The organism is Beduinella massiliensis (assembly GCF_900199405.1).
Classification (GTDB): Bacteria; Bacillota; Clostridia; order Christensenellales; family Aristaeellaceae; genus Beduinella; species Beduinella massiliensis.
Window position 1 is genome coordinate 843,152 of record NZ_LT963430.1, and the last position, 20,063, is coordinate 863,214.

Consider the following 20,063-nt stretch of genomic DNA (forward strand, 5'->3'; position numbering starts at 1 on the left):
TCGCTGGTGCGCAGGAACTTGTGTTGAACGTCTACGGAAAAGGCGGCGCGGGCGAGTGGGACAACCCCATACTTACGCAGGAGCACCCGGAGATCACCTGGCAGGGCGGGGACGCGCTTTCCGGCGGCGCGGACGATTTCGTGCAGGCGCTCACGGCGCGCCAGCCCTACGACCTCTACGCCATGAACTATACGGGCCAGAACTTCACGGAGGTCGTCCAGAAGGGCTTCGCCGCCGACCTGTCCGGCTACCCCGCCCTTGCGCAGTATGGTGCGCGCCTGCGCCCCTACCTGCGGGATGCGCTCACGTTTGAGGGCAGGCTCTACGGGGTTCCGATTCGCCTTTCTACCTCCATGTGGGCCTATTCGCCGGAGGCGTTCGCCCTCGTGGGGCTGCAGGAGACGGATGTGCCCAAGACCTACGCCGAATTCCTCGACCTGCTCGAATGGTGGCTTGCGGAGGCCCCGGATGCGGACGTTCAGTTTCTGCGGGGGGCGCGCGAACTGCGCGCGGAGCTGGCCAATATCATCACGCATGAGCTGATCGCGCGCTACGACGCTTCAGATGCGCCGGAACCGTTTGATTCCCCGCAGATACTGGAAATCTATGAAAAGCTGGACGCGCTGGATACGACCAAGCTGGACGCCTATCTTTCCTCTTTAGAGGAAGGCGAAAGCTACGGCAGGCCGACCCTGTTCGCGCTCAGCTTCGACGGGCTGGAGGTACACAGCTACGAGGAGTACGCGGGCTTTGTCCCGATCTCCCTGCGGGTTACGGAGAATGAAACGGCCCGCGTGCCGGTGGAAATGCGCCTTTTCTTCATCAGCGCCGACAGCGCAAACGCCGATGCGGCGGCCCTATACCTGGACGCGTACCTGCGCGGGCTGGACAAATCCTTCCCCATCGTCGCGCAGACGGGGCCGCATGCGCCCATTGAAAACCCGCGGACGCAGGAACAGATCGAGCAGCTCTTAAAGGAGCGGGAAGAGCTGGAGGCCGCGCTCGCCCAGCCCGATGCGGACGCGGCGGGCATCGCGCAGCAGCTTGACCGCAACCAGCTTTACATGGAGCGGACGGAAGCGCAGCGCATGCTCGTGCCGCAGGAAAATATTGACCGGATGGACCTGTTGGAACCTTCCTTATACGTGCCCGCCTACAGCCCGCTGGGCTCCATGGATTCGGAGGGCTACCGCTCCATTCAGACGCTGATCGACCAGTACGCGGCGCACCAGATCGACGCTGTGACATTGCTTCGCAGCATCGATCAGAAGCTGGCCATGATCGCATTGGAAGGCACGTAACCCTCCCATGAACACAAAAGATAAATCCGTGCAATCCCCCGCCCCTTTCATCCGTCTATTAGGTAGAGAATGGAAGGGGTGGGCTTTGTTTTGTGCCGCTTCGCATGAGAGGGAGGAGACGGTCATGAAAAGGGTTTGTGGATTGATTTGCGCGGCGCTGCTCAGCGTCTCGCTCAGCGGCGCGCCCGCGCTGGCGGCGTGCCCGGTTGAGGCTCTGCAGGCCCAAACGCCGGCGCGCGTGACGCAGGACGTAAGCGCGCACGTGCGCATCGACGCGCCGGTTCGCATGGGTCTTTTGCCCGGGATCACTGCGGTTTCGGTGCGCGATGCGCGGCTGCTTTCCTTTCTGGACACGCCGCCTTCGATCTTTTCGGCCGCACCGGTCGTGCGGGAAGAGGACATGCACTTTTGCTATACGTACGACGTGTACGGGAAAGCGCAGCACTTTGAGGGCGGCGCCAGCCTGTACAGGTGGAGCGACGGCAACATCAGCTTTTGGGACGCGCACGGCGACGCGGTTGGCCGGGTCTGGCATTTATACCGCGCGGAAATAGAGATGCTGCCGCCGGAAGCGTCGGCGGGCGCGGAGCGCGCGCTGGAAAAGGCGCTGCAGGCCGCGGAGGCGGTGGGGTTTCCGGCCTCGCGGGACGCCTGGGCCTGCGCCTTTCTGAGCGCCGAAACGGTTGCCGCTTACCTGGAACGGTTTTCACAGGATGCCCCCAAGAGCGCCTTTCAGCAGCTGGATACGCTCGCCGAGCGGCTGGGCGAAGGCTGCTATGTATTCACCTTCCCGGCCGTGTATGAGGGATTGGCGCTGGAGGATTTTTTCTACATCTCGCCTGCGAACGGGGAACACATCACGGCGCGCCCGTTGGAGGTGATCGTCGCATCGGACGAGCTTTTAAGCTTTGGCGCGATGAACGCCTGTGAGGCGGCGGCCGTGCGGCGGCAGGCGGCCGAAGTCCTCTCCCTGCAGGAAGCCACCGGCGCGCTGGCCGCAAGGCTCGCGCAGGAGCCGCCGAGCGCGCCCATGGTCGTCTACGAAATCTCGTTTGCCTATGGGCTTGAGGCCACGGACGACGGGCCGGATGTTTTTTCGCTCGTTCCCTGCTGGTTCTTCCGGGGCATCGACCGGGACATCTTTCTGGGCCCCGCCCAGGCATTTGAAAGCGCAAAGGACGCCAACACGACGCTTTTCATGCTGAACGCCGTCAGCGGCGAATGGGTGTCGTGAGCGAAGAAAAGGCGGTGCGGAGGATGAAAAAGGGATGCTGTGCGCTCGCGTGGGCGCTGCTGCTGTGCATGGCCTGCGCGGGCGCGGCGGGGGAGGCGAGCCTGTACGTATACGGGACAACCCTGTGCTGGAAGAAGAGCACCCGGATTTGACATGGCGCGGGGGCGATTCCCTGAATGGCGGCGGGACGGACATCGTGCAGGCGCTCACAGCGCGCCAGCCGTACGACCTTTACGCGATCAACTGCGTCGACGGGGATTTTCAGCAGATCGTCTTAAAGGGCTTTGCCCGCGACCTGTCGGAATACCCGGCGCTTCAGGACTTTGCCGCCAGCCTTCGCCCGTTTCTACGCGAGGCGGTGACGGTTGACGGGCGGCTGTACGGCATTCCAATCCGGCTCTTCGGCAGCCAGTGCGCCTATTCGCCGCAGGCGTTCGCGCTGGCGGGCCTGAGCGAGGAGGACGTGCCCTCGACCTACGAAGAGCTGCTGGACTTTCTGGCTGCGCGGCTGGAGGAGGAGATGCCGGATGGCGTCCATCTGGTGTACGGCACGGCGAACCTGCGCGGCACCTTGGCGAACATGATGACGCGCGCGCTCATCGACCGGTATTACAGCGCGCCGGAGCCGCAGCGTTTTTCTTCGCCGGAGGTTTTGCGCATCTATGAAAAGCTGGACGCGCTCGACACGTCGCGGCTGGACGAATACCTTTCCTCCCTGCAGGAGGGAGATCAGTACGGCGAGCCCGCCCTGTTTGCCATGGCCTACGACGTCATGAAGCTGGAATCCGACGCGGAAGCCGGCGACTTTCAACCGATGGTTCTTCAACTAGACGAGCGGGAGGAACCTCGCATCCCCGTGCAAATCCGCCTCTTCTTCATCAGCGCCGACAGCCCGCATCCAGACGAGGCGGCGCTGTACCTGCAAACGTACCTGTGCGGCCTCGACGGAACCTTCACGATCGCCGCCTGCAAGGGGCCGCATGCGCCGGTGGAGGACGCCTCCGTGCGCCGGGAGATTCATGCGGCGCAGGCGGAGGTAGAGGCGCTGCAGGCCGCTAAGCCCGCCGACGAGGAGCAGGCGGAGGAAATCGCCGGGCAGATCGAGCAGGCGACGGCGCGGCTGAAACGGCTTAAGGCAGGGCGCTGGCGGGTTTCCGAAGCGGACATCGAGGCGTACGAGGCGCGGGCGGGGATGTTCTTCGTTCCGGCCTATCATCCGCTGGGATCGCCCGAATCGGAGGGCTACCGCTCCGTCAAAATGCTGATCGACCAGTACGCGGCGCGCCAGATCGACGCGCGGGCGTTCACCTCCGCGCTCGACCAGAAGCTTGCAATCATCGCGCTCGAGGGACGCTGATCGTCTGCCATTTCCACATAAAAAGCGCCCGCAGCGGATTTCCGCTGCGGGCAAAATAGATGGAAGGGGAAAATGGAGAAACCGAAATCTATATCAACCGTTCGGCTGTTCCGTCTTAAACAGCCCCCGGACGGTGCCTGCCACGCTGCGGCCCAGCGTGCACAGCGAGCGGCCCGTGCCGCGCAGCACCTCGCCGACGTTCATCGCGATGTCCTCGGCGTCCAGGCGGCTGAGGCTGTAGCGATAGCCCAGCAGCAGGAGGAGCAGCGCGCACAGCAGCATGAACTGCGGGAAGAGGATGGCGAGCACGATGATGAACAGCACGCTGAAGTCCGCGATCTTGGCGTCGTCGGCCACGATGTTCACGCGGTTGCGCAGCAGCGTGGAGAGGATGCCGTGCACGCGGCGGCGGGCGGCGCTGCGCTGCTCGCTCTCTTCCTCGGTCTTCTGGTATTCCTGCTGGGCGGTGGAGGCCTCGTCGCGGATGCGGCCCTGGCGCTCCAGCTCGATCAGGCAGGCGGTCACGTCGCCGTCAAAGCGCTCGAGCAGCTCCACCGCCTCGGCGTAGGTGACGTTCGCGTGGCTGCGCAGGTATTCGATGCTTTCAAGCTGGTCATTTTGAAAAGTGGTCATGGTCTTTCCTCCTCGCAATTTCATGCGGTACTTCTTGGTTCCTTGGAATGACTATAGGATACCGCAAAATCGGACAAACTGCTTTGGAAAAGGCTGAAAGCATCATGAGAATCGGATTAGAATACCGCCTCGTCCAGCTCGCGGATCGAGGGGAACGCAAACGCAGGCGGGAACGCCGTGTCCGCAAGGTCGCCCGGCTTCGCCTCGCCCGTGAAGACCACCGCCGTGTCCACGCCCGCCGCGATGCCGCAGGCGATGTCCGTGTACAGCCGGTCCCCGATCACCAGCGTCTGCTCCTTTGAAAAGCCCGTCTGCGCGAGGCACATGTCCACGATGATCGGGTTCGGCTTGCCGATGTAGACGGGCTCGCGCCCGGTCGCGCAGCGGATCATCCCGCAGATGGCCCCGCAGTCGGGAATCGCCCCGAAGCCCACCGGGCAGGCGAGGTCCGGGTTGGTCGCGAGGTAGGGCATGCCGGGCCGGGTGCAGAGCAGCTCGCAGAGCGCGCGCGCCTTTTCGTACGTCAATTCGTCGTCAAAGCCCACCAGCGCGCAGGAGACGTCCGGCGAGAGCGCCTCCGTCACCGAAAGGCCCGCGCGCGCAAGCTCCGACCGAAACGAGCGCGTGCCCACGACGAAGATTCTGTCCTCCGCGTGGCGCGCCTTCAGGTACTGCACCGTCGCGGTCGAGGCGGTGACGAAGCTGCTCTCGTCCGCCGGTACGCCCATGCGCCGGAACTTCTCCACGTAGTCCGCGACCGAACGCGTCGAGTTGTTGGTGATGAAGACGTACTTGCCCCCGCTTTCAAGGACGTGGCGGAAGAAGTCCATGCTGCCGGGCAGCAGCGTCGCGTCCAGCGACACCGTGCCGTCGATGTCCAGCAGAAAAAGGCGCTTTTGCCGTAAACCCATGCTGATCCCCGCTTTCCCGGTATTGTCCCGCGCCGCGCGGGCCTGCCGTTTCGCATTATAGCATACCGGGACGGCCTGTCAACCGGCGCGCACGGACGAAAAGATTTTTGAAAAAAGATTGGAAAAGGGGTTGACAGATGAAACTGTAATTGGTAAAATTGCAGTAAAGAACTGAAACAAAAGAAAATGCAGTTCGGATGCTCTGCTGAGGCCACGCGGGGCGAAAAAGCAATCTAAGGAGGCGCTTATGGGCTTTACCATCGAGGCCGGCGTATCGGCCATGACCGTATTTTTGCAGGGACTCGTCAGTTTCTTTTCCCCGTGCGTGCTTCCGCTCGTGCCCCTGTACATCGGCTACCTCGCGGGCGGCACGCAGACGGTGGACGCGGACGGCACGGTGCGCTTCGGGCGCAAGAAGGTGCTCGTCAACACGCTCTTCTTCGTGCTGGGCGTTTCCTTTGCCTTCTTCCTGCTGGGCTTCGGGTTCACGGCTCTGGGCCGGTTCTTCAGCGGAAACCGGCTGCTGTTCGCCCGCATCGGCGGCGCGATCGTCATCGTATTCGGCCTGTTCCAGCTCGGGCTCTTCGGCGGACGCGAAATCGGGCGCGAACACCGGCTGCCGCTGCACCTGGAAAAGCTCACGATGAACCCGGTGACGGCGCTGGTGATGGGCTTCACGTTCAGCTTCGCCTGGACGCCCTGCGTGGGCCCGGCGCTGGCGAGCGTGCTGCTGATGGCGTCCTCCTCGAATTCGGCGGCGGCGGGTTTTGGGCTGATCGGCGTGTACACCCTGGGCTTCGTGCTGCCCTTCCTGGGCGTGGGGCTGTTTACCTCCTCGCTGCTGGACCTCTTCAAGCGCCACCGCAACGTCGTGCGCTACACGGTCAAGGTCGGCGGCGTGCTGATGGTGCTCATGGGCGTGATGATGATCACCGGCTGGATGAACGGCGTCACGGGCTATCTCTCCGGCCTGACCGGCGGCAGCGCGCCCACCCCGGCGAAGTCTGCGTCCCCGGCGGTAACGGCCGCTGCCACGGAGGTTCCGTCCCCGACGGAAGTTCCGTCCCCGACGGAAGTCCCGTCCCCGACGGAAGTTCCGTCCCCGACGGAGGCTCCGTCCCCGACGGAAGCCCCGTCCCCGACGGAGGCTCCGTCCGCGACGCAGGCCCCGGCGGTGCGCAGGCCCCGGCGGTGCTGCCCCCCGCCCCGACCCAGGCCCCCACGGATGCGCCGGAGAAGATTCCCGCGCCGGACTTCACGCTCACGGACCAGAACGGCAAGGTGCACACGCTCTCCGCCTACAAGGGGCAGGTGGTCTTCCTGAACTTCTGGGCGACGTGGTGCGGCCCCTGCCGCCAGGAGATGCCGGAGATTCAGGCGCTGTACGAAAAGCATGGATTGAACGAAAACGACGTGGTGGTGCTGGGCGTGGCCAACCCCAAGACGGAAGAGGGGCCGTACAATTCGGACAAGTCGATTGCGGAGATCACGCAGTTCCTTTCGGACGGCGGCTACACCTACCCCACGGTGATGGATGTGACGGGCGACGTGCTGGCCCAGTACGGCATCAGCGCGTTCCCCACGACCTTCATGATCGACCGGGACGGCAACGTCTTCGGATACATCACGGGCACGCTGACGGCGGACATCATGGACGACATCGTCGAGCAGACCCTCTCGGGCGTGCGCAGATAAGCGGGAAAGTCAACAGAGACGAAGAAAGGATGCATGGAATATGAAAGCGATGGGACTCAATTTGCAGAACTTCGAGCGGGAGGCCGTTCAGGCGAAGGAGACGGTGCTGGTGGACTTCTGGGCGCCCTGGTGCGGCCCGTGCCGCATGCTTTCGCCCATCGTGGAGGAGATCGCGGCGGAGAACCACCCGGGTCTCAAGGTCGGCAAGGTCAACATCGACGAGCAGCCGGAGCTCGCGGCGCGCTTTGGCGTGATGAGCATTCCCACGCTGGTCGTCCTGAAGGACGGCAAGGCCGTATCCACCGCCGTGGGCGCGCGGCCGAAGCAGGCGATCCTCGGCTGGCTGGGCCTCAACTGAACCGAATCAAAAGGCGTCCGCCGCGCGAAAACCGTTTCGCGGGGCGGGCGCCTTTGTCGTCGGGTTCTTATGAAAACATGGGCTGCGCGCGGCGCGGAAGGAGCGGTTCGGAAAGGGGGCGGGCACTGCCCGCACGAGCCGCGTATCGGAAAGGGATGCGGCCACGCGCACCCGCGCGCGGTGCGGAAGAAGGGGTTCGGAAAGGGGAGCGGGCACTGCCCGCACGAGCCGCGTATCGGGAAGGGATCGCCGCAGCCACGCGCACCTGCGCGCGGCGCGGAAGGAGCGGTTCGGAAAGGGGGCGGGCACTGCCCGCACGAGCCGCGTATCGGGAAGGGATCGCCGCGGCCACGCGCGGCGCGGAAGGAGCGGTTCGGAAAGGGGGGCGGGTACTGCCCGCTACATCGCGGCCATGTCCCCGCCGGAAATGTAATTGGCAAGCATCAGGATCAGCTCGCCCGGCGTCGGCTTTTCGACCACCGTATATCCCGCGATTTCGCATAGGCGCTGCCGGTCGCCGTGCATCCAGATGTCCTCGACCACGCGCGCGATGTTGCGCGCCGCCTGCGCGGTGGTCGTGCTGTGAAGGGCCGCCACATCCGGATAAAGGTGCCGCATCAACGCCCGGGATGGATACTGTCCCCGCTCGAGGGTGAGCGAGACGGCCGTGGCGAGATATGCGTACCCGCAGCGGGAGATATGCCCGCCCAACGTCATGACGATCGGTAGGGTATTTTTCATCTGTAAAGCACCATCCTTTGTATCGGTGCTTACAGGATACATAATTCTCGCAAAAATAGACCAAATTCGTCATAATTAGGCATAAAAAATACGAAAAAAGACAGAACAGACCTATGAACGCGCCGGAGACGGCTGTAAACGCTTTACAGAGGCCCAGACGGCGGGATATAATAAGAAAACAAAACCAAGACCGGAGGAATCGCCATGCTGTTTGTCTGCTATCCCAAGTGCACCACCTGCCAAAAGGCGCGCCGCTTCCTGGAAGCGCGCGGCGCTTCGTTTACCGTCCGCGACATCAAGGAGGAGAGGCCCACGGCGGAGGAGCTCTCCGCCTGGCAGCAGCGCAGCGGCCTTCCGCTCAGACGCTTTTTTAACACGAGCGGGCTGGAGTATCGGGCGCTGAATCTGAAGGAGCGCCTGTCGGACATGCCGGAGGAAGAGCAGCTTTCGCTGCTCGCCTCGAGCGGCATGCTGGTAAAGCGTCCGCTGCTCGTCGCGGACGACTTCGTGCTGGTGGGCTTCCGCGAGGCGGAGTGGGCGCAGCGCCTGTAAGCGGGTGCAGCCCGTCAAAGCCGGAATAAGAGACAGGCCGCGGTCGCGTGCGCAAAGGCATGACGCGGAAGCGGCTGTTCGGAGGCGGACCCAGCCCGTCAAAGCCGGAATAAGAGACAGGCCGCGGCCGCGTGCGCAAAAGCATGTGGAGGAAGCGTACGTTCGGAGGCGGAGGCGGGCCCAGCCCGCGGAGGAGGGTACAGCCCGTGATGAAATCTTTTGTGCTCGAATGCTGCGTGGACAGCGTGGAATCCGCCGTGGAGGCGGAGCTGGGCGGCGCGACGCGGCTGGAGCTGTGCGCGTGCCTGCCCGTGGGCGGCCTCACGCCCACCCGCGCGCTTTTCGACGCGGTGCGCCGGGCGGTGGACCTGCCGGTGCGGGTGCTGCTGCGCCCGCGCGCGGGCGACTTCCTGTACACCCAGGCGGAGTTTGGCGTGCTGGTCGAAGAGGCGCGTGCGTATCGTGCGGCGGGGGCGGACGGGCTCGTCCTCGGCTGCCTCACGCCGCAGGGCGCGCTGGACGTCCCGCGCATGGAGGCGCTGATGCGCGCGGCGGACGGCCTGCCCGTGACGCTCTCCCGCGCGTTCGACCTGTGCGCGGACCCGCTGCCCGCGCTGTGCGCGGCGCAGGAGCTGGGCGTCGAGGCGATCCTGACGTCCGGCTGCGCGGCGAGCGCCCGGGCGGGCGCGGAAATGCTTGCGATGCTCTCGCAGTGGGCGCGGGGCATTTCGGTGATGGCGGGCGCGGGCGTCGACGCGGCGGTCGTCGGGGAATTGCTCGAATCGACCGCCATCACCTGCTTTCACCTGTCGGCCAAGCGGCGGGTTGAAAGCGGCATGGCGTTTCAAAGGCCCGGCGTGCCCATGGGGCTGCCGGGCCTGGGGGAGGACGTGTTTCGGACCGACCGCGAGGCCGTGCGCGCGGCGCGCGACGTGCTCGACCGCTGGGCGAGGGCGTAGGTTACAGGTCTTCGGCGTAGGCCTCCATCTCCCCGGCCGTCGGCGGGCGCACGGAAAAGTCGAGTGTGCCCTCCTCCATTTCGCCCTGCCAATATTCCGCGTAGAGGCCGAACTGCAGGTGCAGCAGCCCGTCCTCGTGGGTGAGCGCCTGCCAGTCGTAGGATTCCTCGCCCATCACGGCGGTGCTCACCCGGAGCACGAACTCGTCGCCCTGGCGAATCCAGGCCGTCTCCCAGGTGTACAGCGGCGTCTGGTCGTCGCCCGGCGCGAGGGCGGAGATGCGGTAGCCGTCCGCACACAGCAGCGCGCGCTTGCCCTGCGGCGTCCACTCGTCGATGGGCATCGCGCCCGCCTCCTGGCCGTCGGGGAAGACCCAGTCCGCGCGCTCGCCGTCGGTTCCGACCTCCATCGCGTAGAGCAGCGCGTCGCGCGCCGGGTCCGCGGCCCGCACCTGCACCGTGAAGTGGAGCTGACCGCCCAGCCACATGGCCTGCGTGATCTCGGCCTTCACGGTCTGAAGCGAGCAGGACTGGTTTTCAATCGTGAGCGCGTGGGCCTCCACGTCCGAAGGGCGAACCTCGGGCCCGCCAAACAGCGACCAGCCGCGCGCGATGAAGTCGTCAAAGCCAATGGCCGCGGCCGCCGCTGAAAAGCAGACGAGCGCCAGCGCCGCCGCGAGCAGCGCGGCGCGGCGGAGGCGGCGGGCGTGCCGCGCGCGGGGCGCCCCAAGCCGGGCGGCCGATTGGGTCAGCGCTTCGTGAAAGGCATGGGGCGCGGGGGAGAATGCATCCTTCAATTCTTCGGGTTTCATCTTAACGGCTCCTTTCTCCGATGGGCATCGCGGCGTCCGGCTGGATTTCCAGCCGCAGCCGCCGCCTTGCCTGATACAGACGGTACTTCACCGTGCCTACCGGCGTGCGCGTGCTGCGGGCGATTTCCTCCAGGGAAAACCCCTCGATATAATGCAGCACCGTGGGCAGGCGAAGCGCGGGCGGCAGCGCGAAGAGCGCCTCGCGCACGCCGGGGTCCGGCGGCGGGGCCTCGTAGCGCTCCGGGAGCTGCGCGACCGGCACGAGCCGCCGCATGCGCCGCTGCTGCGTGCGGCACGCGTTGATCAGGATGCGCGTCAGCCAGGTCTGAAAGTAGGCCTCCTCGCGCAGCGTATCCCGGTGCTGCCATGCGTTCGCAACCGCCTCCTGCACCGCGTCGGCGCAGTCCGCGTCGCTCGAAAGCAGCGTGCGCGCGATGCGATAGAGCATCTGCTCGCTTTGAAGCAGCCTGCGCGTGAATTCTTCCTTGTCCATGCAATCATACCGCTTTCCCGGGCCGCGCCGTCCGCACAGGGCGTCGCGGCTCTCCGCTTTTTTCATCCGTTAGACGTCCTCCGGCGGGAAAAGGTTGGGTCTTTTTTGAAAATTCGCCTTCCGGCGGCTTTTTCCTTTCAAAAGGAAGAGCCCGAGCGATTGACAGGCGCCGCTCTGAGGTCTACACTGTGTGTGGATTATCGGTACCGGGGACACGAAAGAAGGGAGGCGGCCGCATGGGCGTCGACGTCAGGGCCATGCTCAACCATCTGGCCGGCACGGCGGTATACGTGATACGCCAGGACGATCACGCGCTGCTCTACTTCAACGACCGCGTGCGCGAGGTGACGCCCGGCGTGCGGCTGGGGGACGCCTGTCACGACGTCTGGCGCGGCACCTGCGACAACTGCCCGCTCCTGGGCATCGAGGGCAAGGAGTACAACGTCACCGTCAATTATGACGACCCCTTCGGCGCGGTGGTCGATCTTTCCGCCACCCGCATGGAGTGGGAGGGCGGCGTGCCCGCCTTCCTCGTCTGCGTGACGCCGCACGCGGCGCTGCCCGGCGAGCGCCAGATCGAGGAAAGGTTCCAAAAGAGCCGCGAGGAACGCGCCTTTTGGGAGCGGCTCACCAGCTTTCTCATCCGCAAGGACTACCTCTCCCTGGCGACGGTGGACGCGGCCACGGGCCAGTACCACTTCATCCTGCGCCGCGGGCTGGGCATGCTGCCGGGCATGCCGCAGGACGGAACCATGCAGGACGTCGGGCCGGAGGGCCTGCCCGAACTGCACCCGAACGACGTGGACTACGCGTTCTCCGGCTTTACCCGCGAAAAAATCCTCGCGTCGCTCGACCGGGGCGACGCGGAATACGCGCTGCGCTTTCGCCTGCGCGGGCCGGACGGGGACTACCGCTGGACGGCGCTCTCCTTTTCGCGCATGCCGGGGGACGCGCGCACGCTGGTCGCCACCCTGCGCGACATCAGCGAGATTCAGGAAGCGCGCCTGCGCGGGGAGATGGCGGATCGCAGCCTGGAGCTGGCGATGCAGCGCGTGTACGACGGCATCGTCTATTTCAACCTCACGCAGCGCCGCATCGAAATGCTGCGCCAGAGCGGGGCGTACGACCTCAAGTCGCTCATCAACGAAAGCCTCACGTCGCAATACGGCCTGGTGCACGAGGCGGACCGCGCGGCCTGGGAAGAGACGCTGAACAGCGAGGAGGTGCTTCGCCGCTTTCTTTCCGGCGAGCGCGCGATCACGACGGAGGCGCGCTGCAGGGGGCGGGACGGACGCTGGCACTGGCTGAACGTCACCCTGCTGCGCATGGAGGACAGCGCGGCGGGCGACGTGATGGGCATGTGCCTGGTGCAGACGATCGACGAGCGCAAGGCGGTCGAGCACAGGGGGGCGGAGTTTCTCGCGGGCGCGAGCGCGCTGTTTGAGGAGCTGATCCTGCTCAACCTGAAGACAGGGCAGTTCACCCTGCGCAAGCGCTCGGACACCTGGGCCTCGCTGCCCTCGGGCGGCGCGTACACGGAGCTGAACGAGCAGTACGAGCGCACGCAGATTCACCCGGACGACCGCGCGATGTTCCGCGCGCAGTTCAGCCTGCCCGCGCTGCGCGCGGCGGTCGGGGCCGGGCGCACGCGCATCAGCGCGGAGCTGCGCCACCTTTCGGCGGATGGGGACTGGCGCTGGACGGAGCTGTGCGTGGTCGCCATGCCGGAGGACGCGGACGGCGCGATGCAGGTGCTGTGCACCTACCGCGACATCCACGAGCTGCGCCTCTCGCGCGAGGAGCAGCGGCTGGCCAACGAGCGCTTTGCGCACGCGGTGCGCAGGCTGTACAGCGTCGTGCTCGAAGGCGACCTGCTGCGCGACGAGGTGTACGTCTGGACGTTCGAGGAGGGGCGCGTCTGCCGCAAACGCGGCGAGCGGTCGCTCTCCGCGTACATCCACGAGGACGCGCAAAGCGCCCTGCATCCGGACTACCGCGAGGAATTCCTGCGGCGCTTCGACGTCAACCGCCTCAGGGCGACGTTTGCCGCGGGCCAGCCGGAGGTCTACTTCGAGGCCCCGCGCCGCGAGCACGGCGGCGAATACCGCTGGTTCGCGATGCAGGCGCAGGCCTGCGGCCCCGATCAGCGGCAGGTGATGTTTTACTTCAAGGACCTGGACGACACGCGCCGCGAGGAGGAGCGAAAGCGTAAGGAGCTGCTGGACGCGCTGCGCCTGGCGGAGCAGGCCTCCGGCGCGAAGACGGACTTCCTCTCGCGCATGAGCCACGACATCCGCACGCCCATGAACGCCATTCTGGGCATGACCGCCATCGCCCTGCAAAACGCGGAGGACCCGCCGCGCGTGCGCGACTGCCTGAAGAAGATCGACCTGTCGGCGGGCTACCTGCTCTCGCTCATCAGCGACATCCTGGACATGTCCAAGATCGAGAGCGGCAAGCTCAGCCTGTCGCAGGAGCCCTTCGATTTGGGCGAGCTGCTCGGCGGCGTGGGGGAGATCATCCGCGGGCAGGCCGAAAAGAAGCGTCAGCGCTTCCGGGTACAGATACCGGGGGCCCTTGAGACGATGTACGTGGGCGATCCCCTGCGCCTGCGCCAGATCCTGATGAACCTGCTTTCCAACGCGGTCAAGTACACGCCCGAGGGCGGGCACGTGGCGCTCCGGGCGGACGTGCAGGAGGAGGCCAGCGGCGACGCGATGCTGACCGTCTGGGTGGAGGACGACGGCATCGGCATGAGCGAGGCGTTCCTCAAGCGCATGTACGAGCCGTTCGAGCAGGAGAACGCGGGCGGCGGGCGCGTCTTCGAGGGAACGGGCCTGGGCCTCTCGATCACACATAGCCTGGTGAACCTGCTCAACGGCGCCATTGAGGTGAGGAGCGCGCCCGGCCGGGGCACGCGCTTTACCGTGCGCCTGCCGCTTTACCGCGCGCATTCGCGCGTCGCGTCCGAGCCGGCCGCAGGGGCCGAAGAGGAGGCGCGCTTTCACGGCGAGCGCGTGCTGCTCGTGGAGGACAACGCGCTCAACATGGAGATTGCCAGCACGCTTCTCAGCGAGCGCGGCCTCGTGGTGGACGAGGCGGTCAACGGCCGCGAGGCGCTGGAGCGCTTTGCGCAAAGCGCCCCCCGCGCCTACAGCGCCGTGCTGATGGACATCCGCATGCCCGTCATGGACGGGCTGGAGGCGACGCGCGGCATCCGCGCGCTGCCCCGGCCGGACGCCGCCGCGGTGCCGATTCTCGCGCTGACGGCCAACGCCTTTTCCGAGGAGAAGGCGCGCGCCCGCGAGGCGGGGATGACCGATTACCTGACCAAGCCCATCGACATGCGCAGGCTGTACGAGGCGCTCGCGCGCGCATGGGCGCAGGACGGCAAGGAGGAAAACTGACGATGGAAAGGCTGCTGGAGGCTTTTGCCCGCCGCGTTCAGGCCGAGGGCCTGCAGGTGGAGGGCATCGCGGTGGGCGACGAGCGAAGCGTGCTGCTGGAGCGCCGCTTCGCGCCCGACCAGGCGCGCTGCATCTACTCGCACACCAAATCCTACATGGCCCTGGCCGTGGGGTTCGCCGTGTCGGAGGGCAAGCTCTCGCTTGCGGACCGCCTGTGCGATTGCTTCCCGGAGGCCGTGCCGGACGGCGCGCCGCCCGCGCTCCTTCGCGTCACCCTGCGCGACCTGCTCACCATGTCCAGCGGCTTTGGCCGGCCCTATCTCATGATCGCGGGGCGGCGGCAGGGCGAGGGCGCGCCGGACTACCTGCGCTACATGCTCACGCGCCCGATGACGGCGCAGCCGGGCGAGGCGTTTTCCTACTCCACGGCGGACAGCGTGCTCGCGGGCCGCATGGTCGAGCGGCGCACCGGGGTGAACCTGCTCGAATACCTGTACGAGCGGCTGTTTCGCCCGTTGGGGCAGGGGCTTCCCGTCTGGGAGTGCTGCCCCAGGGGCCATCCCAACGGCGGCAGCGGCCTGTTCATGCGGCTGACGGACATGATGAAGCTGGGCCAGCTCTGCCTCGCGCAGGGGCGCTGGCAGGGGGCGCGCCTGATCGACAGCGCCTGGCTGCGCGAGGCGACGGCAAGGCACATCGACACCCCGCCGGCGCCGGAGGACGGCAGCGAGGAGCGCCGCGTGGAAAACCTGTGGCGCTACGGCTACGGCTATCAGTTCTGGCGCTCGCCCTATCCGGACGCCTACCGCGCGGACGGCGCGTTCGGCCAGATCACCACCGTGCTGCCGCGCGCGGGCCTGGTCGTGGCGGTGCAGTGCCCGGAGACGGGCGACTTTTCAAAGGTGCGCCGCGCGCTGCACGAGGAGGTGCTCTCGCGTCTGTAGGCGTCGGGGCAGGGCCTGAATCGCAATGAAAGAGGAGGAGCAACATGCACAACGTAGACCGTCCGCGGGGAATCGTGGACGCGGTGATCGACACCGACGCCTACAACGAGATCGACGACCAGTTCGCCGTTTCCTACCTGCTTTGCGCGGGGGACCGGGTGAACCTGCGCGCGCTGTACGCGGCGCCGTTCCTCAACGAAAAGTCCACGTCGCCCGCGGACGGCATGGAGAAGAGCTATCGGGAGATTCACAACCTCCTTCGCCTCGCCGGGCGCGAGGAGCTGTGCGCCGTGACGTATCGGGGCGCGGAGCGCTACCTGCCGGACGAGCGCACGCCCGTGATGTCGGACGCCGTCCGCGACCTGATCGGGCGCGCACGGGCGTATACGCCGGAAAACCCGCTCTACGTGTTGGCGATCGGCGCGATCACGAACGTCGCCTCCGCCTTCCTCGCCGCGCCGGAAATCGCGCGCAGCACGGTCGTCGTCTGGCTGGGCGGCCACGCCTTCCACTACCCGCACAACCGCGAGTTCAACTGCCAGCAGGACGTGGCGGCCGTGCGCGTGGTCTTTAACAGCGGCGCGCAGCTCGTGCAGCTTCCCTGCGGCGGCGTGGTCGACGCGCTGCGCACCACGGAGCCGGAGCTTCGCGCCTGGCTCGGCGGCAAAAGCGCGCTGTGCGACTACCTGGTGGCCCATACGGTGGAGGAGGCCGAAGGCTACGCGAAGGGAAAGCCCTGGAGCCGCGTGATCTGGGATATCTCGGTCGTCGCCTGGCTGCTGGACGCGGAGGAGGAGGCCGTCCGCTCGCGCGCGGAGCGCCGGCCCATCGCCCAGTACGACCACCACTACAGCTTCAGCCCCGACCGTCCCCTGATGGAGTACGTCTATCAGATCGACCGCGACCGCGTGTTTGAGGACCTGTTCCGCCGCCTTGCGGCGGGCCGCTGATCGGTCGCGGAGGATGTTAAGGCGCGGCGTCCGCCCCCGGATGAAGCCGGTGCGGACGCCGCGCTTTGCTGTCCGGGGGGCTATCGCGGCTCGGTTGCCCCGTCCGCGCCCTCCTGCCCCCAGAAGCCCTCCGGGGGCGGCACGACGAAGCCGAAGAAGCCGTCGATGCCGCGCGTCCCCCTGCCGCGCCTCTTGAGGGTGTAGGCGGCGGCGTAGCGGATGCCGCCCGCTTTTGTGGCATATGCCGAAATTGCCCTTGCCCTTCCAGGGGGAAAGTGTTATAATGTTAACACACTCAAACAAGGCGGCGCACCGCCGCCTGAATCGGAGGAGGAAGATTCACATGCAGAACAATGAAAAGCTTCAGAGCCGCCGCGACTTTATGCGCACGGCTGGCAAGGTCTTTGCGGGCGCGGCGGCGATGGGCGTCGCGAGCCCCCTGCTCGGCGCGTACGACAAGGCGCTGGCGGACGACGCGGTGACCGCGCCGGAGCATCCGTTTACGTATCAGAAGCTGGATCCGCAGAAGGCGCTGGAGCGCGGCTACAAGTCCTTCTACGAGCTGGGCGGCTGCGCCGCGGGCGCGTTCGACGCGATCGTGGGCCAGCTGGCGGACGACGTCGGCTATCCCTTCAACCAGATCCCGGTGCGGATGTACGCGAACGGCGCGGCGGGCTACGGCGCGGCCTCGCTTTGCGGCTCCCTGGGCGGCTGCGCGGGCGCGATCGCGCTGGTGTGCGAGCCCGCCGATGCGAAGGCCGTGACGGCGGAACTGTTCGCCTGGTACCGCGACCATGAGTTCCCGGCCTACGATCCGGACGGCAACGCCCCCACCAAGACGGTCGCCAAGTCCGTCAACTGCGCAGACTCCGTCACGAAGTTCATGTCGGAGAACGGCATCAAGGAAATGAGCGATCCCAAGCGCCTGGCCCGCTGCGCGGCGGTCACCGGCGAGGCGGCCCAGAAGGCGGTCGAACTGCTCAACGCCCACTTCGGCCTGTAAGCAAAGCCCCAAATCCCCGTCTCCGCACTTCCTGCGGGACGGGGAATTTTTTGATTTCATGGACGGGATTCGCAGGCCCAGGCGTCAATAGAAAATGCCCGTAAATGCTTACCTTTGTGGATTCGGTTTACCGAACCAGCGATTCTATATGGCTGTTCAGCAGATAACTTTTGTAATCGTTCAAGGCGAACGCTTTATCCGACCGAAAATCCCCGTATCGTTCAGCGAGCTCGCCGATTGAAATTTTTCTCGCCTCATTTAGCGCGAAGGTATCCTCAAGGATGATTTTCGCGGCAAGGCTTTCCGCGGAATCGCTCTTCATATTTCCGATTTTCCAATTTTCAGACAGGTTCGTAAAATGATAATACACATTGTAATCGGATGTAATGTACAGCGTAATTTCATCCTCGTTATGATAGACATACGGGGAGGCGTCGTCCTTTAGCAGCTCGCAGAACTCTTTTTCCGCGCGAAGGCGGTCATATCCGATGTGATATTCGATCAGCGCCCGCGGAATCTCTTCTTTTGCGATGCGTATATCATATAGTTTCCTGTTTTCGCCCTCACAGGACCCTTCATGAACAAAGAACTCGAACGGCACCCCCGTGGTTTCGCATCTCTTTTTCAAATCTGTCTCTTCGATAAAATCCAACAGCCTGACAATGTCGTCCTTGTTCTCCCTGTTAAGGAACGCTTGATACCTGGGCGCGATTCCGTGATTTATCAGAATATCCGTAGCGGACAGCAGCTCCTTAAAAGCGCCCGTTCTCCCAACGTATCTGTCGGTCATTTCTTCCATGCCGAAGAATGTCAGCTGAACTTTTTTTACGCCGATCCTGCTGAGAAATCCGGCATATGCGCTGTCTCTGCAAAGCCTGTAAAAACTGGCGAGCTCAAACCGTTGGGGCTTGGCGTTGACCGATATTTTTTGATCCATTTCCCACCTTTCTTCATAACGATCGGTCATGTCGGGTTCTCTGAACCAGCTGTAAAACGCTATCCGATCAAAATACGGTTTAAAGAAATCCACGATATCTGTATCGGCATGGTCCTCCATTTTCACATGTTTCGGCTGTCCCAGCCAGCAATGTTTGCATCTGTTGGGGCAGCCGTACAGATCGACGCACAAATTCAGCTTTTTCATCGCAAGCATTCCTCCCCATCCTGTAAAACCCTGCCTGCGTTTCCGCAAAGAATTTCTTCGTCGGGCTTCCCTGCGAAAGCGGCCGGATTTTCCCTTTGTCGATCCAGTGAATTTGCTCCGTATACGCGATGCTTTCGCCGGCCACAAAGACAGCGCGGTCGTCTTCCACGGCGCAAATGGGCAATTCTGCGGAAATCTGTCCTCCTGTGCAGGACATTTATTTTAGGTTCCATGCGATTTTTCCTGAGTAGATTGTACACTATCTCCGCCCTATTTTCCACTTCATTCAAAGCGTGCGGACGGGGAGTCGAAGGCAGGAGGCTCCGGCAGGCCGCCTTCGGGGTGCGGCGTCCCGCCCCTTTAAGACGGTTATATCGTTTTTAATCGCGGATTTTGTCGGTGAAACGAGAATTTCATATTACGTTTTACGAAAAAGCCGCGTTTTTTCCCTTGCGCTGGAGTAAGCTCCAGGGTGTATCCTGTAAAGCAGAACAGAGGCGGCGTCGGCCGCAGAAGGAGGACCTTTATGGAATACGCAAAATTGGGGCATTCGGGCATCGAGGTTTCGCGGCTGTGCGTCGGCTGCATGAGCTTTGGCGACCCGGCGAGCAAGATGCACGCCTGGACGCTGAATCCGCAGGAGAGCGGGGCGATCATCCGCCACGCGCTCGACCTGGGCATCAATTTCTTCGACACGGCGAACACCTACTCGGCGGGCACGAGCGAGGAGTACCTGGGCCAGGCCATCCGCGCAAACGTCGCGCGGGACAAGGTGGTGCTGGCCTCCAAGGTGTACTTTAACGAAGGGCGCCTGAGCGCGGAGGCGATCCGCCGCGAGATCGACGGCACGCTCAGGCGGCTGGGCACGGACTACCTGGACCTTTACATCATCCACCGCTTCGATTACGGCACGCCGGTGGAGGAGACGATGGAGGCGCTGCACGGCCTCGTGAAGGCGGGCAAGGTGCGCGCGCTGGGGGCTTCCGCGATGTACGGGTATCAGTTTTACAACCTGCAGCTCGCGGCGGAGCGGGGCGGGTTTACGCCGTTCACGTCGATGCAAAACCACTACAACCTGCTCTACCGCGAGGACGAGCGCGAGCTCATCCCGATCTGCGAGCAGATGGACGTCGCGCGCACGCCCTACAGCCCGCTGGCGGCGGGCAGGCTTTCCCGCCTCGCGTGGAAGACTGACACCCTGCGCAGCCAGACCGACAAGACCGCGATCTCCAAGTACGACGGCACGCAGGAGACGGACTACCAGATCGTGCTGCGCGTGAGCGAGGTCGCGGAAAAGTACGGCGTCACGATGACGCAGGTGGCGCTCGCCTGGCAGTTCCAAAAGGGCGTGACCGCGCCCATCGTCGGCGCGACGAAGGCCGCGTACCTGGACGACGCGGCGGGCGCGTTCTCCGTTCCCCTCACGGCGGAGGATGTCGCCTACCTGGAGGAGCCCTACGTGCCGCACAGGATCGTCGGCGCGATCTGAGGGGGCGCAGAGAGCCCGTATGATGGGGGGCCCTTTCACGCAACCCATCTGACAATCCGTTGCTTTGTTGATGTTATGAAC

At 64.8% G+C, this 20,063-nt stretch carries 19 protein-coding genes and 1 pseudogene; 14 read left to right on the forward strand and 6 right to left on the reverse strand.

The window, feature by feature from the left end; genetic code table 11:
* Window positions 1-23 precede the first annotated feature (23 nt).
* The 4 genes from C1725_RS04420 to C1725_RS04430 all read left to right on the forward strand — a co-directional run bounded on the left by C1725_RS04420 (window position 24) and on the right by C1725_RS04430 (window position 3,892).
* Complete coding sequence (locus tag C1725_RS04420; protein ID WP_346026338.1) at window positions 24-1,301, forward strand: ABC transporter substrate-binding protein; 1,278 nt, start codon at window positions 24-26, stop codon at window positions 1,299-1,301.
* A gap of 124 nt (window positions 1,302-1,425) precedes the next feature.
* Entirely contained in the window at window positions 1,426-2,535 is a 1,110-nt protein-coding gene (locus C1725_RS04425) for a hypothetical protein (protein ID WP_146009150.1), read from the forward strand.
* Window positions 2,536-2,558: 23 nt separating this feature from the next.
* Complete coding sequence (locus tag C1725_RS19180) at window positions 2,559-2,687, forward strand: hypothetical protein (RefSeq protein WP_346026339.1); 129 nt, start codon at window positions 2,559-2,561, stop codon at window positions 2,685-2,687.
* Window positions 2,684-3,892, forward strand: a complete 1,209-nt coding sequence (locus tag C1725_RS04430) for an ABC transporter substrate-binding protein (protein WP_102410464.1) — start codon at window positions 2,684-2,686, stop codon at window positions 3,890-3,892. Before C1725_RS19180 ends, C1725_RS04430 begins: the two co-directional genes overlap by 4 nt.
* Window positions 3,893-3,985: 93 nt before the next feature.
* Here C1725_RS04430 and C1725_RS04435 read toward each other — a convergent pair whose 3' ends face one another.
* Window positions 3,986-4,525 carry a UBA domain-containing protein gene (locus C1725_RS04435; protein WP_102410465.1) on the reverse strand — a complete coding sequence of 180 codons (540 nt, stop codon included), beginning with the start codon at window positions 4,523-4,525 and terminating at the stop codon, window positions 3,986-3,988.
* A gap of 116 nt (window positions 4,526-4,641) precedes the next feature.
* Window positions 4,642-5,436 carry an HAD-IIA family hydrolase gene (locus C1725_RS04440; protein ID WP_102410466.1) on the reverse strand — a complete coding sequence of 265 codons (795 nt, stop codon included), beginning with the start codon at window positions 5,434-5,436 and terminating at the stop codon, window positions 4,642-4,644.
* A gap of 247 nt (window positions 5,437-5,683) precedes the next feature.
* On the opposite strand from C1725_RS04440, the gene C1725_RS04445 reads away from it, so the two are divergent.
* The 3 genes and pseudogenes from C1725_RS04445 to trxA form a co-directional block, all read left to right on the forward strand.
* The gene (locus C1725_RS04445) at window positions 5,684-6,760 is read left to right on the forward strand and encodes a cytochrome c biogenesis protein CcdA (protein WP_346026340.1); all 1,077 of its coding nucleotides are present in this window, start codon (window positions 5,684-5,686) and stop codon (window positions 6,758-6,760) included.
* Window positions 6,718-7,131, forward strand: coding sequence for a TlpA family protein disulfide reductase (locus tag C1725_RS19185; protein ID WP_346026341.1), 414 nt, complete (start codon window positions 6,718-6,720; stop codon window positions 7,129-7,131). The genes C1725_RS04445 and C1725_RS19185 overlap by 43 nt, the downstream gene beginning before the upstream one ends.
* A gap of 28 nt (window positions 7,132-7,159) precedes the next feature.
* Window positions 7,160-7,489 (forward strand): annotated as a pseudogene (gene trxA, locus C1725_RS04450) (thioredoxin); the annotation flags it as partial.
* Window positions 7,490-7,888: 399 nt separating this feature from the next.
* On the opposite strand, the gene C1725_RS04455 reads toward trxA, so the two are convergent.
* Entirely contained in the window at window positions 7,889-8,230 is a 342-nt protein-coding gene (locus tag C1725_RS04455; protein ID WP_346026342.1) for a sporulation initiation factor Spo0A C-terminal domain-containing protein, read from the reverse strand.
* Window positions 8,231-8,434: 204 nt separating this feature from the next.
* Here C1725_RS04455 and C1725_RS04460 point away from each other — a divergent pair, with 204 nt between their 5' ends.
* On the forward strand, window positions 8,435-8,782 hold the full coding sequence (locus C1725_RS04460; RefSeq protein ID WP_102410469.1) for a Spx/MgsR family RNA polymerase-binding regulatory protein: 348 nt from the start codon (window positions 8,435-8,437) through the stop codon (window positions 8,780-8,782).
* A 209-nt stretch (window positions 8,783-8,991) separates the two neighbouring features.
* Window positions 8,992-9,741: a copper homeostasis protein CutC gene (locus C1725_RS04465; protein ID WP_102410470.1), complete on the forward strand. Its 750-nt coding sequence runs from the start codon at window positions 8,992-8,994 to the stop codon at window positions 9,739-9,741.
* Between the two features lies 1 nt (window position 9,742).
* On the opposite strand, the gene C1725_RS04470 is transcribed toward C1725_RS04465, so the two are convergent.
* Together C1725_RS04470 and C1725_RS04475 are read right to left on the reverse strand one after the other, a co-directional pair.
* Window positions 9,743-10,552: a hypothetical protein gene (locus C1725_RS04470; RefSeq protein ID WP_102410471.1), complete on the reverse strand. Its 810-nt coding sequence runs from the start codon at window positions 10,550-10,552 to the stop codon at window positions 9,743-9,745.
* Window position 10,553: 1 nt separating this feature from the next.
* Window positions 10,554-11,111: a sigma-70 family RNA polymerase sigma factor gene (locus C1725_RS04475; RefSeq protein WP_102410472.1), complete on the reverse strand. Its 558-nt coding sequence runs from the start codon at window positions 11,109-11,111 to the stop codon at window positions 10,554-10,556.
* 170 nt (window positions 11,112-11,281) lie between these two features.
* Between C1725_RS04475 and C1725_RS04480 the strand changes: the two genes are divergently transcribed.
* From C1725_RS04480 to C1725_RS04495, 4 genes are all read left to right on the forward strand, one after another.
* A complete protein-coding gene (locus C1725_RS04480) occupies window positions 11,282-14,452 on the forward strand; it encodes an ATP-binding protein (protein WP_102410473.1) in 3,171 nt (1,056 codons plus the stop codon).
* A 2-nt stretch (window positions 14,453-14,454) separates the two neighbouring features.
* Window positions 14,455-15,396, forward strand: coding sequence for a serine hydrolase (locus C1725_RS04485; RefSeq protein ID WP_102410474.1), 942 nt, complete (start codon window positions 14,455-14,457; stop codon window positions 15,394-15,396).
* A 44-nt stretch (window positions 15,397-15,440) separates the two neighbouring features.
* Window positions 15,441-16,346 (forward strand): nucleoside hydrolase, encoded by a 906-nt coding sequence (locus C1725_RS04490; protein WP_102410475.1) that lies wholly within the window; start codon window positions 15,441-15,443, stop codon window positions 16,344-16,346.
* Window positions 16,347-16,689: 343 nt separating this feature from the next.
* A complete protein-coding gene (locus C1725_RS04495) occupies window positions 16,690-17,349 on the forward strand; it encodes a C-GCAxxG-C-C family (seleno)protein (protein ID WP_346026343.1) in 660 nt (219 codons plus the stop codon).
* Window positions 17,350-17,476: 127 nt separating this feature from the next.
* On the opposite strand, the gene C1725_RS04500 is transcribed toward C1725_RS04495, so the two are convergent.
* Window positions 17,477-18,493 (reverse strand): radical SAM protein, encoded by a 1,017-nt coding sequence (locus tag C1725_RS04500; protein ID WP_146009152.1) that lies wholly within the window; start codon window positions 18,491-18,493, stop codon window positions 17,477-17,479.
* A gap of 526 nt (window positions 18,494-19,019) precedes the next feature.
* On the opposite strand from C1725_RS04500, the gene C1725_RS04505 reads away from it, so the two are divergent.
* The gene (locus tag C1725_RS04505; protein WP_102410478.1) at window positions 19,020-19,982 is read left to right on the forward strand and encodes an aldo/keto reductase; all 963 of its coding nucleotides are present in this window, start codon (window positions 19,020-19,022) and stop codon (window positions 19,980-19,982) included.
* Window positions 19,983-20,063: the final 81 nt, after the last annotated feature.

What these genes read in the sequence shown, in the direction of transcription:
- C1725_RS04475 (WP_102410472.1), bottom strand. Translation starts at nt 11,111, where the DNA reads ATGAAAAAAGCGGAGAGCCGCGACGCCCTGTGCGGACGGCGCGGCCCG.
- C1725_RS04440 (WP_102410466.1), bottom strand. Translation starts at nt 5,436, where the DNA reads ATGGGTTTACGGCAAAAGCGCCTTTTTCTGCTGGACATCGACGGCACG.
- C1725_RS04505 (WP_102410478.1), top strand. Translation starts at nt 19,020, where the DNA reads ATGGAATACGCAAAATTGGGGCATTCGGGCATCGAGGTTTCGCGGCTG.
- C1725_RS04495 (WP_346026343.1), top strand. Translation starts at nt 16,690, where the DNA reads ATGCAGAACAATGAAAAGCTTCAGAGCCGCCGCGACTTTATGCGCACG.
- C1725_RS04455 (WP_346026342.1), bottom strand. Translation starts at nt 8,230, where the DNA reads ATGAAAAATACCCTACCGATCGTCATGACGTTGGGCGGGCATATCTCC.
- C1725_RS04485 (WP_102410474.1), top strand. Translation starts at nt 14,455, where the DNA reads ATGGAAAGGCTGCTGGAGGCTTTTGCCCGCCGCGTTCAGGCCGAGGGC.
- C1725_RS04460 (WP_102410469.1), top strand. Translation starts at nt 8,435, where the DNA reads ATGCTGTTTGTCTGCTATCCCAAGTGCACCACCTGCCAAAAGGCGCGC.
- C1725_RS04500 (WP_146009152.1), bottom strand. Translation starts at nt 18,493, where the DNA reads ATGAAAAAGCTGAATTTGTGCGTCGATCTGTACGGCTGCCCCAACAGA.
- C1725_RS04470 (WP_102410471.1), bottom strand. Translation starts at nt 10,552, where the DNA reads ATGAAACCCGAAGAATTGAAGGATGCATTCTCCCCCGCGCCCCATGCC.
- C1725_RS19180 (WP_346026339.1), top strand. Translation starts at nt 2,559, where the DNA reads ATGAAAAAGGGATGCTGTGCGCTCGCGTGGGCGCTGCTGCTGTGCATG.
- C1725_RS04490 (WP_102410475.1), top strand. Translation starts at nt 15,441, where the DNA reads ATGCACAACGTAGACCGTCCGCGGGGAATCGTGGACGCGGTGATCGAC.
- C1725_RS04445 (WP_346026340.1), top strand. Translation starts at nt 5,684, where the DNA reads ATGGGCTTTACCATCGAGGCCGGCGTATCGGCCATGACCGTATTTTTG.
- C1725_RS04480 (WP_102410473.1), top strand. Translation starts at nt 11,282, where the DNA reads ATGGGCGTCGACGTCAGGGCCATGCTCAACCATCTGGCCGGCACGGCG.
- C1725_RS04465 (WP_102410470.1), top strand. Translation starts at nt 8,992, where the DNA reads ATGAAATCTTTTGTGCTCGAATGCTGCGTGGACAGCGTGGAATCCGCC.
- C1725_RS04425 (WP_146009150.1), top strand. Translation starts at nt 1,426, where the DNA reads ATGAAAAGGGTTTGTGGATTGATTTGCGCGGCGCTGCTCAGCGTCTCG.
- C1725_RS04435 (WP_102410465.1), bottom strand. Translation starts at nt 4,525, where the DNA reads ATGACCACTTTTCAAAATGACCAGCTTGAAAGCATCGAATACCTGCGC.